Origin of the sequence: Psychroflexus gondwanensis ACAM 44 (assembly GCF_000355905.1) — a bacterium.
Classification (GTDB): domain Bacteria; phylum Bacteroidota; class Bacteroidia; order Flavobacteriales; family Flavobacteriaceae; genus Psychroflexus; species Psychroflexus gondwanensis.
Genome location: NZ_APLF01000003.1, coordinates 334,849 through 348,630, shown reverse-complemented (window position 1 = coordinate 348,630; position 13,782 = coordinate 334,849). Strand labels below are relative to the sequence as shown.

The window sequence follows — 13,782 nt, the reverse complement described above, 5'->3', positions numbered from 1 at the left end:
AGCGGCATTTTTTGTGACTCTATCGTAATTTAGCTTTACTCTGCTTTAAGAAAATTAAGCAAAATTGAATTGAACTCAGAATGGTGAGTCACCACTAGTCCATGTGGAGCCTCTTTAATAACTTTTAGCTGAGCACCAGAAATCAAACCTTTAGCCCTTTCCGCAGACACCTCTACCGGAACTATCTGATCTGCATCTCCGTGAACAATTAAGGTTGGCACATCAAACTTCTTACAATCTTCTCTAAAATCTGTTTTACCAAAACTATCTACACAATCCAAAGTAGCTTTACGCGAACCTTGCATAGCTAAATTCCAAGTAAACTCAAGCATTGCTTCGCTTATTCTCTCCCCTTTGAAAGTTTCATAATTATAGAAATTTTTCCCGAAGTCTTTGAAGAATTGAGGTCTATCTTTAGATATTCCTTCTTTCATTCCTTCAAAAACAGAGCTATCGACACCTTTATTATCTTCAGTATCCATCATAAATGGTGTGACAGCAGAAACAAGGACAGCTTTGGATACGGAAGCAGTTCCATAATTACCAATATATCGAGCAACTTCGCCTCCACCCATAGAAAAACCGACGAGTATGCTGTCTTTAAGTTTAAGAGTTTCTATCAAATCCTTTAAGTCTTCAGCAAGAGAATCATAATCGTAGTTCTCCCAAGGCTTAGAGCTTTCTCCAAAGCCTCTTCGATCGTAGGTTATGACTCTATAGCCTGAATGGACTAAAGCTTCAACCTGGTATTCCCACATTTTTTGGCTTAATGGCCAACCATGAATAAGAATAACGGGCTGCCCTTTACCATAATCGTTGTAGGATAGTTTAATTGCCTTCGAATTTTCTAAAGATGATGTGTTCATTTCGGACATAATGCTGTTTTTATGTAATATAAAGAAAATGATAAAGGCTAGATTTAAATTTTAAAAAATTTAACCCTAAGCAAAAAAAAAGCCTGCTCGAAAAGAGCAGGCTTAATAAAGTATGTAACAAACTTTATAACTATTTGTTTTCCATTCTATCTTTTAATGCTTGTAATTCAGCATTAGCATCTCCAAAGGTAGTTTTCTTAGATTCATCTTCAGACTTTTTAGCAGCCTTCTTGACAATCTGAGCTTCTTCTTCCTTAAAGACTGATGTATGGGATGCTACAACACGTTTGAATTCTTTATTGAATTCAATTACGATAAATTCTGCAGCTTCGCCTTTTGCCAGTTTCGTTCCATCTTCTTTCTCGAGGTAACGTTGTGGTACAAATGCGGTTACATCTTCGTTAAAATCTACTGTAGCCCCTTTATCTACAATCTCTGTAACAGAAGCTGTATGTTTAGACCCTACTGCAAACTCATCAGAATATTTATCCCAAGGATTAGTTTCAGTTTGTTTATGTCCTAAGCTTAACTTACGTCCATCAACATCTAATTCCAAGACAACAACATTAAGTTGATCTCCGACTTTACAGAATTCTGATGGATGCTTGATTTTCTTAGTCCAAGACAAGTCAGAAATATAAATTAACCCATCAATTCCTTCTTCAAGTTCAACAAAAACTCCAAAGTTTGTAAAGTTTCTTACTTGTCCAACATGTTTAGAACCTACAGGATATTTAGTAGTAATATCTGTCCATGGATCTGGCGTTAGTTGCTTGATACCCAATGACATTTTTCTGTCTTCTCTATCTAGAGTAAGGATTTTAGCTTCTACTTTGTCACCAACATTTACAAAATCTTGAGCCGATCTTAAGTGAGTACTCCAAGACATTTCTGAAACGTGGATTAAACCTTCAACACCTTCTTCAACTTCGATAAATGCACCATAATCTGCAATTACAGTTACAGTTCCTTTTACAACATCACCTATCTTCAGACCTTCATCAAGTGCATCCCATGGATGTTTGTGTAATTGTTTTAGACCTAGTTGAATTCTTGTTTTATCTTCATCAAAATCAAGGATAACAACGTTTAATTTTTGATCAAGTTCAACCACCTCATTTGGATGATTAATTCTAGACCATGATAAGTCTGTAATGTGGACCAATCCATCAACACCACCAAGATCAACAAAGACTCCGTAAGAAGTGATGTTTTTCACAACACCTTCTAAAACTTGTCCTTTTTCTAGTTGACCAATGATTTCTTTCTTCTGCTCTTCAATATCCGCTTCGATAAGCGCTTTGTGAGAAACAACAACATTTTTGAATTCATGATTAATCTTAACCACTTTGAATTCCATGCTCTTTCCTACGTAAGCATCATAATCACGAATAGGCTTAACGTCAATTTGAGAACCTGGTAAAAACGCTTCGATGCCAAAAACATCGACAATCATTCCACCTTTAGTTCTACATTTCACTAAACCGTTTACGATAGTACCGTCCTCTTGAGCTTTATTAACACGCTCCCAAGCACGAATAACTCTCGCTTTTCTGTGAGACAAGATAAGTTGACCTTCTGCATCTTCTTTAATATCGATAAGAACATCTACTTTGTCACCAACTTTAAGATCTGGATTGTAACGGAACTCATTAAGAGAAATTACACCTTCACTTTTTGCATTGATGTCAATAATAGCATCTTGATCGGTTAAGTGAACTACTGTTCCGTCGACCACTTCGTTGTGTAAAGTGTCTACGAAGTTTTCCTCCACCAATTTTTCGAATTGCATCAATTGCTCATCATCAACCTCATCAATACCTTCTTCGTATTTATGCCAATTGAAATCTTCAAGAAATTGTTTCGGGTTTTCTTGTTGTTCAGAAGTAGCTGCTTTTTGAGTTTGCTCCTCTGAATTTGCAACAGATTGTTGCTCGTTTGTTTGTTTATCTTCAGCCATATGCTGATTAAAAATTTGTATTCTGTTTGTCCAGGAAACTCAAGCAAACTCACAGAAGAGATTAAATTGTTTAAAATCAACCTTTTAAATGTTTCCTGTATTGCGTATAAAAGGATTGCAAAAATACAGCTATTTTTTGATAATCAAAAGTTTAGGGAAAGATTTTAAAGATTAATCTTCGACTTCTATTTCTTTAACTTTTACAGCTTGTGCTTTTGCTACCACTCCTCCCCCTATTTGTTCAGCGACATAATAAGTGATTTGAGCTCCAAATAGAAAAATGACCACTGAGTAATACACCCAAATAAGAAGGATAACTAGGGAACCCGCTGCACCATAAGTAGAACTTAGGTCGTTTGTACTCATATACAGACCTATAAGGAATTTCCCAGCAATAAATAAGATCGCTGTTATGATGGCACCAGTCCACGTATCTTTCCATCGAACATTAGCATCTGGTAGAATTTTATACATCAACGCAAAAATGACAATAAGAATAAGTTGAGATGTTATAATCTGAACAATAGAAATCAATTCGATATTAAGGTCAGGAAAAACACCGTCTAATTTTCCAAAGGTGTAGGAGACTATGGCATCCAACACAAGGGAAACGACCAATATAAAACCTATAGAGAGGACAACAGAAAAGCTCAAAAGCCTATCGATAGCAAGTTTTAACCAACCTCTATTTGGTTTCGGTTTGATATGCCAAATATGATTAATGGCTTTTTGAAGGCTAATAAAAACAGTAGTTGCACTAAAAATAAGTATTAAAATCGCTACAGTCGCAGATATGGCACTATCTGAATTTAGAGCAAAATTTTCTAAGATGTTTTCTAGGGTTTGCCTAGACTCCTCACCTGCCAGATTGGTGATTTGAGCAAAAAGCTGTTCTTTAATTTCCGCTCTTTGATATAGGCTTGCGCCAAGGTTAAGGATAATGATCAGAAAAGCAGGTAAACTAAAGATGGTGTAAAATGCTGTTCCTGCCGCAAAATTCAAAGACTCATTAGACGTAAAATCCTTTATAGCATCTACTAAAATTTTAGGATACTTTAATTTTAAAAAAGATTTTATTTTTTTATTCATTTAATATTGATCGATGCTAATTAGCAAAAGAAAAATCTATCTTATACTTTGCGCATTTGGTTTTATAAAATTAATACTACTAAATTAAGTTTATAATGTCGTATACATAAATTGAATTATAATACGACGTTGCTCAGCATATGTTTTTGATTGATTGAAGTTAAAAATAGTTAGTATAGCCTTAGTTACGGTAATTATTTTTGATAAAAAGCAAGCTAAAATAAACGATTCATTGCGACATTATTGGTTTAAGTAGGTATAAGATGCGAAGGTAAATCTCTTTCACCCAATTTGTTACTTTTAAATTCCTTATTTTTCTATAAAATAACTAATCTCTTCTATGTATTTTAGTGAACATAAAAACATGCTCTAGTATGCCTTTATCTAGTTCAGACAGGTGTATGCCGCGTCTCTGCATTACTAGTTCTGTAACTTCAAACACCTTCTCCAATTTATAAGTCATGGTCCCTTGACTTCCACCCCAACTAAAGCTAGGAATAAAATTACGTGGAAATCCAGATCCAAAAATATTGGCACTCACGCCAACAATAGTTCCGGTATTAAACATCATATTGATACTGCATTTGGAATGGTCTCCCATTATCAATCCACAAAACTGAAGCCCAGTGTCTTTAAACCTAGAGCTTTGGTAATCCCATAATTTTACATTTGTATAATTATTTTTGAGGTTGGATGTGTTGGTATCTGCGCCGAGGTTACACCATTCACCAATAACAGAATTACCTAAAAATCCATCATGACCTTTATTAGAATAGCCCAGAATCATTGAATTACTTACCTCTCCACCTACTTTGGAATGTGGACCCACAGTAGTTCCTGTATAAATTTTAGCTCCCATTTTTATAGTGGAATGTTCACAAAGTGCAAAGGGTCCTCTAATGGCTGAATTCTCCATTACCTCTGCGTTTTTACCGATATAAATTGGGCCTTCTGTTGCGTTTAGTGTACCATTATAAAGCGTTGCTCCTTCTTCTATAAAAATGTGTTCCTTGTTGAAACAGGTCACCGTATCTGGGATAGGCTGTGAAGTTCTCCCTTCAGTCAATAATTTAAAATCTGAACGTATCGCAGTATGGTTTTTTGAAAACAGGTCCGTAACAGTTTCAATACAATTTACGTCAAAATCGACTTGGACGACTTTAAAAGTAGACAGGTCAATACTTTCTTCCTTCTTCAATAAATAGGCAAGAACAATGCCTTTGTGTTTTAAAACTTGACCGAATTCCAAGTTTTTAATAGCCGTTAACAATGCTTCTGAAGGTAAATATCGAGAGTTTATATACAGGTTTTCACTCTCTACATGTTCCGTGTATTTTGGGGCCAAATAGGCTTCAGTTTTATATGAAATTGAGGTCTTTAAGTAGTGTTCCCATTTTTCTTTAAGGGTAAGAATTCCCAAACGAAGCTCCGATACTGGTCTAGTATAAGTTAAGGGTAAAAACTGTTGATGAAGGTGATCGTCAAAGAGAATATAATTCATAGGAAGAAGGTTTTAAACCAAGTTAAGAAATCGTTTGAGCCTGAGATTAAAAATAACTAAATTAGCTGTCCAAATAAAATTAAAATTATGTCAGTAGCCAAAAAGCAATATAAGAGAATTACTGTAAAGTCTTTAATAGAAATGAAAGCGAATGCTGAGAAAATTTCAATGTTGACTTCTTATGATTTTACCATGGCCCAAATTGTGGACCAGGCAGGAATTGATGTTATTTTGGTTGGTGATTCTGCTTCCAACGTGATGGCTGGTCATGAAACTACTTTACCAATAACCTTAGACCAAATGATCTATCATGCTTCTGGAGTAATTCGCGGGGTTAAAAGAGCTTTGGTAGTCGTAGACCTTCCTTTTGGAAGTTATCAAAGTGATCCTAAAGAGGCATTGCGCTCTTCCATAAGAATCATGAAGGAAAGTGGAGCTCATGCTGTCAAAATGGAAGGAGGCAGTGAAATAAAAGATTCCATAAAACGTATTTTGAAAGCGGGGGTTCCCGTGATGGGTCATCTTGGGTTAACCCCACAATCTATTTATAAATTTGGCACTTATACCGTAAGAGCTAAAGAAGAGTATGAAGCTCAAAAACTGAAAGAAGATGCTTTAATGCTGGAAAGGGTAGGCTGTTTTGCGATAGTTCTTGAAAAAGTTCCTGCCAAATTAGCTAAAGAAGTTGCTGAAAGTGTTCAGGTCCCTGTTATTGGCATTGGCGCAGGAGCAGGTGTCGACGGCCAAGTTCTCGTTCTACACGACATGTTGGGCATGAATAAAGAATTCAGTCCTCGATTTTTGCGTCGTTATGCCGATTTAAATACGGTAATGACAGACGCTATCCAACAGTATAACAGCGATGTAAAAGCTGCAAAGTTTCCTAGCGATCAAGAACAGTATTAGCTTTAGTTTTTTAAAAAGGGTATCCTATAGCAAAGTTGAGCACTGGGCTTGAAGCATCAAAATTCCAAGATGCAGTTGGTTCTTTTATAGGAGATGCTAAATCTAGCCTTATCACAAAGCCTTGGATATCTACTCTTAACCCAAAACCTACTCCAGCTCCCAACTCATTGATGAAACTTGAAGAAAACCTTCCTCCTGGAAGAGCTTCGTTCTCCTGCATAAGCCATACGTTTCCTGCATCTGCAAAAAAGGCGCCGTTAAGATATTCAGTTATAGGAAACCTATATTCCAAGTTGGCTTCCAATTTAATATCTCCAGATTGGTCGAAAAAGGAGTTAGACCCATCCTCTGGAGAATAGGTTCCCGGTCCTAAAGAGCGTATTCTAAAAGCTCTGACACTATAAGGACCTCCAGAAAAAAATTGTTTTACAAAAGGTAAAGATTGAGTGGTTCCTAAGGGTTGACCGACTCCACCAAAAATTCTACCTACCAGTTTTTGACGATCATTATCCAACTTCAAATGGTATCTGAGTTCTAAATCGGCTTTGATGTAGTGCGCATATTCTAAACCTAGAAAAGTATTTTTGCCTTGTTCATTTTCGGACCCTAAAAAGTTTAAACCGTTGCCTGCCATATCGTAGTTTGCTCCAAAATAAAGACCTCCACTTTTAGATTGATCCACAATTTCGTCGTAAGTAAAGTTATAGGTTAACCCAGCAATAAACTGTTGATCGAAACTTCGTCTCAAAAATGGATTTTCATCTAAGATTTGATCAAATTCATCTGAGGTTTTACCCAAGCTCACATATTGAATATTAATAGGTCTTAATTCGTGAGTAACATAGGTGTTTCCTTCCCACAAATAGCCAAAGGATGAGGAAACAGAATTTAACGTATAAAGCTGAGTCCTGTTTAAATGATCCAAACTAAGACTAACTTTGGTTTTGGGAATAGCATATTCAAAACTCTCACTAAGATCTATCGGAAAAATTAATCTTGGAAACAAAATTGAGGCATTTAGACCTAGTTGAATACTGCTTAATCCTTGATCATCAGTTTTACCAAAAAATTGCTGCTCGTATCCGCCACTAGCCGATAACCGGAGTAGTTCTCCTCCTTTAAAGAGATTTCTATTGGAGTACACCACACTTAAGTTTGGTCCAGAAAAATTATTAGACTTAGTGACTGCCTGTAATTCCAACCTTAATGATCTCTTATTCAAAGGAGATAAGTAGATATCTGCTTTTAGATGCCTGTTCCCCACATTATCTTCAACCGTATCTGTTTCTGTATAATTGATATTCACAAATTTATAGGTCTGTATAGAAGATAATCGCCTACTGGTATATTTGGAAGTTTTAGGATTGTAAGCCTTATCTGGCTCAATCAAAATATAAGGCTCCAAGCGCTTTGGTTTAAAAAAAACGCTGTCCTGAATAAAATTATAACCCATATAATTTGTAGTATCTTTTATCTCTGTTTCACTGGACAGCGAACGATTGGGGTAGATATTAACCTCATCGACAACATAAGGAACCAATGATTTTTTGGGAACTTTAGTTTTAAGTCTCAAAAATAAGTCGAAGCTTCGTTGATCGTACCGATTTGTATCTGCTTCAAAAATTAAAAAATCTGAATTAAAATTATAGTACCCCCGTTGCTTCAAATATAAATCTATCCTATCTCGTTCTGCCTTTAGTTGAGTCAAATCAAAAAGACCATTTTCTTTTATAATAGAGCTTTGTAATGAGGATTGTATGTCCTTGTATATAGTTAGGGTATCCTCTAAAGTCTTTTGGAGTGAATAAGACTTCAATCGGTAGGGTTTTACTAAATCAATACTATACTTCACCGATGTAGACCTATCTGTAGAATCTCTTTCTACAGTAGAGGTAACCTTACTTCCAAAATAACCACTATTCTGTAATCGATTAGTAAGAATATTTTCATCTGCATCAATATCAAAAGATTCAAAATAATATGGATCCTCTCCTATCTGTTTATTGAGAAACTTATTAATAAAACCAGGGTTTTCTCTTTGGGCTTTAAAATGGTAATAGAGACCTGGACGCATCCCCAAAAACTTGGAGTTAGTATTTCTTTCTATTGCTGAATTTAACTTCGATTTTAATTCGGATATCTCCTTATCCTCCTCCGTATTAACTTCTATTTCTGCTCCTGTAAACAAAGTTTTGTCTTCAGGTAAAAACTTATTAACACTACATGAGGAAGTCAACACTACAAGAAGAATGAAGTATAGATATAATAATAGTGTTGATTTTTTTCTGAGCATAGTCATTTTTACTGTTTATCGGGTTCTTGGTCTTTAACCTCTTCTTCTTTATTTTTTACTCTTTTATTTTCGACAGACTTTGCCTTTAAAGATTTCCTGTAGGCTTCATCCCAAAGTACTTTAAACTTATTAAACTCTCTGGTAAAAATTAGAGCAATACCACTTACAAAGACTTGACCATCGATAACATTTTCATACTCGCTTTTTCTGAAGCCTCGTAATTTCCATCGCCCATCTTCTGTCAATAAATACTCTATACTTACATTTCCTAGAGCAGCTTGACTTTCCCCTGGCCTTTGGCTACCTTGAACGTTCATTTGGCTCCCTGCCTCCACTACTAGCCTATCATCCAATAATTTCTTTTGGGCTGTAACATCAAGGTCGGTCCTTCCCGTGGCATCACTACCTTGATAATCTGTATAACTATTGAGATCAAAATTGAGATTTATACCTGTATTCCCCGTCAGTTTATCGGAAAAGGTATTGAGTTGATCGGACAAAGCTTGGTTTAGATTGTCTCTAGCCATAGATGTAGCACCCCCTTGGCTTCCATCACTGCCAGATTCTGGATAAAATTTATTAAGCACCAGTAACGAGAAGACCTGTTTGTTGAGTTTATCCTCTTGTTGATTGATTTGTGATATTCTACCGTATACAGAACCATTTATGGCACCCTGGCTCTCCTCGGGCATGTCTAGTTGAAAAGATAAGTCTGGCGACATCAATTCTCCTCCTACAGCCATATACACCATAAAAGGAAGTTGCTGTTTGTATCGATTTTGTATGATTGCATTTTCTCCAGCAGTTTGTGAAGCCATTAGGGAACTTGCAGACGTTTCGATATTGTAAATAGCTCTCAAATCTAAATCCGCATTATAAGGATTGCCATTCCAAGAAATAGAACTTGAGGGAGCTATTTCAAATTTTCTCTTCACAATATTGTAAAAGTTGAGTTCTACGCTCCCTTCAGAAACTTCATATTTTCCAACCAAATTCATATCCCCATTTCTAGCAATATCAAATTTAAAATCACCACCCCCTTTTATACTTACATTATCATCAGTTCTTTTATTGATGACTACTTTGACTCTAGATTTCTTCTGAATTTTAATAGTGCTCTTTAACTCAATTCCAGAAATAACAGCATCTGTAGCATCTTCTTTTTGCTGTGTTAGAATATCGTCTGGATTTTCTTTATTTACAAAAATCACTATACCATCGCGTTCTACTATAGAAGCCCGAGATTCTGGAACTATATATGTTAGATCCGACTTCCCATCTACCGTTAGGTTGAGATCGACCTTAGGAAAATCCAAGTCGCCACTAAGCTTTGCAGTGGCGTCAAATATGAGTTTACCGAAGTATAAATCGTTGTCCTCACTGGTAGAATTTAAAATTTGGAAGTTTTTAACATCAAAGCTTAAATTGAATTTTGGATTTGTGAACTCTTCCAAGCCCACACTGCCATTGGCTGTAAATTTATTCCCATCTTCATCCTGAATAGTGAAATTGGATAGACTCACTTTTCCATTCTTTAGATCGATTCTTTCATCTTTAAGTTTGAATATAGTATTCAATGTCTTGGGATTGAATTGAGCATCTTTAAAGGCTAAGAAACCAGCATAGTTTATATTATCCAGTTTACCATTAATCTTGAACTCTCCTTCAACTTTCCCTTCTGTATCTTTCAAATAGTCTGGAGTAAATTGTTCAATAATATTAAGTTCGAGTTTATTGAGAACAAAATCGAAGTCAACATTGGACTCCTTGGCGTCGGTATGATAAAGACCGTCCATATTAAAATCTATACCGCCATCCTTTAAGCTGACATTAAGCTCATAATCTTCTTCAGACCTTGCTTCCGCTTGAAGATTAAAATTACCTATCGGGACTTGAATGATCTTAAAGTCTTCAATTTTTAAGTTAGAAAGCAAACCTTTAGAAGTAAATGGCTCAATGATAATAAACTTACCACTCAACTTCCCGCTTGCCAAAGTTTCATCTGGATTTAAGTAGCTGGTAATACTAGACAATTTGAAATTTTTAAAATCGATACCTACATTGGTTTTTTCCACATCAAAATTATCATCGATGACAATTTCTTGTGCATCTCTACTCAGCTTAAAATCAGCTATTTTTAGACTGTCTTGCTGATAAACGATTTCATTGTTTTCTAATATAGACCATGAGGATCCATTTAAAATTAAATTTTCTGGAGACACAGACAAACGGTAAAGACCATTCTCTTCAAAATCGATATGTACTGTAGAATTGAAAAAATCTTTTTCGTCTTTAAAGGCCTTAAGGTCTAAATCCAATTTTTTATCCAAAAATTTACCTGAAATCTCAGTTGCAGCAATATCTAAAGGCCCAGCAAGAATATTATCGAAATTCAAATTGAACTCGGCAGTCGTTTCTTCAGAATTAAAATCAAAAGTAAGTCCTTGAATTTCGTTCCCCTGATAATTGATATGGGGCAAATTCAGATTGGCTGTTAATTTCTCGTTGCTCTCGTTAAAATTAATTGTAGATCTCAAGGTGTCCATTTCTTGGATACCTTCTAGAAAGATATCGGAGAGTATGGGGGACTCTATAAAAGACAGATTAAGTTTCAGTTTTACAGGTTTTTTTGGGTTCTCCATTAATAAGGAATCTTTAGCATAGCTTTCGAAATGATTCCCCAATGCTTTTGAAATTCGATTTATACTTGCGTTAGCCTCTAAACTTCCATTTAAGAATTGGCTAGATATATCTGCAGTGGTTTTTGTAGAATCCACTGCAGATGTAAATTCAAAATTCCCTAAATAGTATGGCTTCTGGTCATAAACAACTAAGCCATCTTTCAATTGTGCATCGAATTCAAATTGAGTGGAATTTCCTTCAAATTGGATATTGGCTAAAACTTTTGCTCTTAGGTCCTTTTCTGTAAGCCCCAGATTTTGAGTTCTTATTCCCTCTAAATCAAAGACAATATCAACTTTTGAAGAAATGGAGTCCAACTCTAACTCTGAAACGAACTCCATTTGAAGATTTTCATCACTGTAGTCAAACTTTACATCACCTTTACCTTTTTTAAGCACGCCTTCGATATTTAATCCTGAAAAGGTGTAAGTATTCCAACGGATGCTGTCAATAGTGGAAGTTAACTCCGCAGTAAGATCATTTATGGTTTGGCCTTGGCCTTTAGAGGATAGCCTTAAAGAAAGATTGCCCACGTCTGGATTTTGCAATAATTCACCAAGCTTTAAAGAGTTAACCTCTAGATCTATTGCATATTTTAAAAGGGGCTCACTTTGGAAATTACCATTGAGTTTGATAATTCCTTCTGGGATGACAAATTGACTGTTTGTTGAAAATCCTTTAGACTCTTTTTTTAAACTTCCCTTTAATAAGACCCTTTTAGGGATCGAAATTCCTAACTCTTTAGCTGAAATGAATTTAGAAATATCAGCTTGAGAAGATTGTGCCGTATACCTTTCAAAATTAAAGCTCAATTGATCAATGTCCGTTACATTCTCTAAGGTTCCAGCTAGCTTCACTCGCGTATCCTTTCCCCAGTTGAGGTCAAAAGTTGAAATAGTCATCGCCTTTGGACTCCCGTTTACTTCAAAATTTCCTTTAAAATTGTGACTGGCCAGTGCTTTAATTTGAGCATTGGATTTCAATTCTGGTGAAAACAGATAAGCATCTGTAACATTTAATTGTAAATCGGAAACCTTAAGATTAAAAGTAGATTGTAAGGGATCGTCAATTAAGGCTTGGATTGAAGCGTAATTCAAGATTAAATCCGCATAAACTAAACTTTTATTGACTTCGAGTTTTAAATCATTGAGTTCAATTTCATTTGAATTTAAGTTAGCATCCACTCTAAATTCCTTTAATTCAATTCCACTTTCTTCCTTAAATTGAAAATTATCAAGACTAAAACTGAGTTTTTCTTCTTCAGAAAGTAGAATGGATTCGGCATTGAAATTCAAATCTTTAATTGAAATAGCTTCTGCAGAAAATTCACCTTTAACGGGCTGTTTTCCATTTTGAAGGAAGCTTATATTATTATTCACAAAATCAACTTCATCAACTTCCACAGTCCATTTTGGCCATGAAAACAATTCATTGGGTTTTGGGGGCGTTTCAGTAAGCTCAACCTTAGATTCAGAAAGATTTGAATTCACTTCCAAAGCAAACTGACTGTCTCGTAACACAAGATTTTGAAGTGAAATAGTTTGCAGATTTAAATTGGCGTCTAAATTTGATAAGGCAAATTCATCCAAAAAGACGTCAGCCTTGGTGTCTTCAGGAATAGAATTATACTTCAAATCGACTTTTTTTATACTTAAATCATCAACAATAATCCAAGGCAGAGCCGACTCCTCTTGAGTATTCTCGCTTACCAAGGGTTTGAATTGGTCGTAAGTAATACTCGTATTCTCCAAATTGAGTTCAGACAAATGAAACTTCATCGTTTCTAGATCAATTGATTTACTCTTTAAAGAAAATTTGCCTAAGATGAGCTCTGTATCAATCCCTGTTACCTCATCTTGATAGGACAATTGAAATTCTTCAAAAGAAACAACTCCTATAGAAATATCCAAAGGGGCTGCTTTCTTCTTATTTGTTGGTTTCTCTTCTGAAGATGACGCAAAAGCATCGATAATAAATTGAAAATTAAAGCCTTCAACAGTGTCTTTTCGACTCACATTGGCTTTTAAGCCTTTCCAATCCACTAAATCAACTTTAAATTGGTTCCCAAAAACAATTGGGTAAATAGGAACATCTGCTTCTAGATACCTTGAATAGATAAGAGTATCCTGAGACGTATCTTCCAAAAGAAGATCTTCTAAAGTTAAGTTTCCAGAAAACGTCAGATAGAGTTTACCTATTTCAAATTTAGCATCGATTTTCTCACTCACATAGTGAGTCACTTTCTCAATAATAATGTCTTGCCCCCAAGGGCTTCTCACAAACAAGATAAGTAGAATAAAAAGGATAAGAATAGATAGAACTATTCTAGCAAAAATTCGGAGAATTTTTTTAAGTAAGGGTTTTGAAGTTGAGATTTTCGAAGTCACTGTATAAAATAATTGCCAAATTTAAAATATCAAGTGATTCTTGGGTCGCTTATTCCATTTAATTTTAGGTGAATAGCTTAATTTATACT

Annotated in this window: 7 protein-coding genes; 1 reads left to right on the top strand and 6 read right to left on the bottom strand. The window is 35.3% G+C overall.

The genetic code is table 11. The features are described 5' to 3' along the window. Positions 1 to 35: 35 nt before the first annotated feature. The 4 genes from PGOND44_RS03685 to PGOND44_RS03670 form a co-directional block, all read right to left on the bottom strand. A complete protein-coding gene (locus tag PGOND44_RS03685; RefSeq protein ID WP_003436820.1) occupies positions 36 to 875 on the bottom strand; it encodes an alpha/beta fold hydrolase in 840 nt (279 codons plus the stop codon). Between the two features lie 130 nt (positions 876 to 1,005). Further along, a complete protein-coding gene (rpsA, locus tag PGOND44_RS03680; protein WP_003436818.1) occupies positions 1,006 to 2,835 on the bottom strand; it encodes a 30S ribosomal protein S1 in 1,830 nt (609 codons plus the stop codon). Between the two features lie 171 nt (positions 2,836 to 3,006). Beyond that, positions 3,007 to 3,924, bottom strand: a complete 918-nt coding sequence (locus PGOND44_RS03675) for a YihY/virulence factor BrkB family protein (RefSeq protein ID WP_003436816.1) — start codon at positions 3,922 to 3,924, stop codon at positions 3,007 to 3,009. A gap of 328 nt (positions 3,925 to 4,252) precedes the next feature. Next, entirely contained in the window at positions 4,253 to 5,425 is a 1,173-nt protein-coding gene (locus PGOND44_RS03670; RefSeq protein WP_003436814.1) for a GlmU family protein, read from the bottom strand. A gap of 87 nt (positions 5,426 to 5,512) precedes the next feature. On the opposite strand from PGOND44_RS03670, the gene panB reads away from it, so the two are divergent. Beyond that, complete coding sequence (panB, locus tag PGOND44_RS03665) at positions 5,513 to 6,331, top strand: 3-methyl-2-oxobutanoate hydroxymethyltransferase (protein WP_003436812.1); 819 nt, start codon at positions 5,513 to 5,515, stop codon at positions 6,329 to 6,331. A gap of 10 nt (positions 6,332 to 6,341) precedes the next feature. Here the strand turns inward: panB and tamL are convergent, their stop codons facing one another. Together tamL and PGOND44_RS03655 are read right to left on the bottom strand one after the other, a co-directional pair. Continuing rightward, positions 6,342 to 8,624 carry a translocation and assembly module lipoprotein TamL gene (gene tamL, locus PGOND44_RS03660; protein ID WP_003436799.1) on the bottom strand — a complete coding sequence of 761 codons (2,283 nt, stop codon included), beginning with the start codon at positions 8,622 to 8,624 and terminating at the stop codon, positions 6,342 to 6,344. Positions 8,625 to 8,632: 8 nt separating this feature from the next. Next, complete coding sequence (locus PGOND44_RS03655; protein ID WP_003436796.1) at positions 8,633 to 13,693, bottom strand: translocation/assembly module TamB domain-containing protein; 5,061 nt, start codon at positions 13,691 to 13,693, stop codon at positions 8,633 to 8,635. Positions 13,694 to 13,782: the final 89 nt, after the last annotated feature.